3 protein-coding genes are annotated in these 1,815 nt (G+C 59.0%); all 3 read right to left on the bottom strand.

The genetic code is table 11. The features are described 5' to 3' along the window. A partial coding sequence (locus tag CK240_RS17445; protein WP_240517570.1) for a phosphate-starvation-inducible PsiE family protein occupies nt 1-266 on the bottom strand: 266 nt, incomplete at its 3' end. A gap of 221 nt (nt 267-487) precedes the next feature. Continuing rightward, nucleotides 488-1,459: a YfdX family protein gene (locus CK240_RS17440; RefSeq protein ID WP_095641528.1), complete on the bottom strand. Its 972-nt coding sequence runs from the start codon at nt 1,457-1,459 to the stop codon at nt 488-490. Nucleotides 1,460-1,531: 72 nt separating this feature from the next. Then, a partial coding sequence (locus CK240_RS17435) for an Hsp20/alpha crystallin family protein (protein WP_135058915.1) occupies nt 1,532-1,815 on the bottom strand: 284 nt, incomplete at its 5' end.

Raw genomic sequence — 1,815 nt, 5'->3', positions numbered from 1 at the left:
ACAAGAAGGGAGCGCTTGAACTCGAGCGCAATTACAACGGTGAAGATCATTCCGAACACCACCTGGAAGGTGGCGTAATCGAGCGTGTCGAACGCTCCCAAGACCAACCGGTTCACGACCTCGCGCATCAGCGCCCAAACCGACGCCACGACGATAACCGCAATGATGGCGCTGAGGACGAAAATGACGACCTGTTCGAACTTCTCGTAGAGCGTCATCGCCGACCATTGTTCACGGGTTAGCCCTGATGGTTTCAGGTCTTTCATCAGTACCCCTCGAAGTTCCCCCCGAATAGACAAGCTCTCCCTGGCTTCGCCGCAGACCGGGATCATTCGGGAATTCTTTACCTGCGATGGAGCCAGGAACCAATTGTTATGTGTCGAGAGCCGGGACTCCGGGCCCAGACTATCGATCGTTCCTCAGTCTTCCTGCGAAAGAGCCCCGCCGCTGGTCTCGTTTGCGGCGGGGCTCCATTAGAGGTTCTCTTTTAGTTGAAGATGCGCGTTCGAAGTTCCTCGAACCGGGTCGCAATCGTTTCGAAGATCCCTCCGGTATCCTCCTGCGCCTCAATCTGACGGTCCAACTCATCCAGCGCCTCATGCAGATCCTCGAAATCGCTTTCGCGGCCGTAGCCGAGCGCTTCGGCGATTTCGAGTTCCTGGCGTGCCGCCTCAACATAGTCGGCGGCCGTCAGATCGGCATCTTCAGTAGCGGCTTTGTCTTCAGTAGCGGCTTTATCTTCAGTAGCGGCCTTGTCGTTTGCCGCCTCACCGTCGTCATTGAGCAGAGCTTTGGCCTTCTCGATCATCGCTACGGCTCTGAGCGGAGGCAGGGCGACCACTGTGTCGGTCACCACCTGGGTGCTCAGTGCGGCGTTGAGTACCGTCATCGCTTCGTCGGTCTTTCCGTCATCAAGCAGTGCCGTCGCTGCAAGGATCGCGTCGGGATAGGTCGCAAGCGGAAGGCTGGTTGTCCGGATGACAACCTCGGACGCGAACCCGCTCAGCAGCGGTCTCGCTTCCTGGAACTTCCCATCGTCGACCAAGTCCGCGATCTGTTTGCCGAGTCCTCGGACGGCTTCGACGCTGCCCAGAACGTCATAGATGACATGATCGATCCGTACGGGCGCCAAAGCGAGATCCGGTTCACGCGCGACGACGGTCTCGAGCTTCCCCGTGGCCAACGCGAGCGCAGCAATCGCCGCATCTGTATCGCCCTTCTCGATCGCGGCGATCGCAGCGTTCGTTTCATCGAGCGCGTCGACCGCCTCCTGGATCACGGCGGTGCGTTTATCGGCGAGCTGTGAATCGGTTTCGGCGGTCACGCTCTCTTCGACCTGCTCCCGGTTGACCGCCTGCGCTTCAGCTTCCGCCTGAGCCGTATCCTGAGACCAGGAAGGGCCGGCGCTGACAATCAGCAGGGCCAAAGCTGTTCCCGCGTAAAGATTCCTGAGTTTCATCAGTCTGTTCCTTTCGGCTGTGATTGGCTCTACGGCGGTTTCGCCGCAGAGTTGGCACGATCAATGCCCGGATCAGGCCTCCTTGACCGCGATTTTCCTGACCTTGGCTTGGGCTTCGGGCGTTTGCGGCAGCTTGATCGTCAGAACCCCGTTCCTGAAGGATGCTTGCGCCTTTTCGCCATCCACACCGGGCGGGAGTGGAATTGTCCGGTAGATCGCGCCGTAGCTGCGCTCGGAAAGGTAGTATCCCTTTTTCTCCTCCTGGCGCTCGATCTTCTTCTCCCCCTTCACGGTCAACATGTCATCGTTGACCGTCACCTCGATGTCCTTCATCTCCATGCCCGGCAGCTCGATCG

This window comes from Paracoccus salipaludis (assembly GCF_002287065.1).
Classification (GTDB): domain Bacteria; phylum Pseudomonadota; class Alphaproteobacteria; order Rhodobacterales; family Rhodobacteraceae; genus Paracoccus; species Paracoccus salipaludis.
This window is presented reverse-complemented; position numbering and strand designations above follow the sequence as displayed.

What these genes read in the sequence shown, in the direction of transcription:
- CK240_RS17440 (WP_095641528.1), bottom strand. Translation starts at nt 1,459, where the DNA reads ATGAAACTCAGGAATCTTTACGCGGGAACAGCTTTGGCCCTGCTGATT.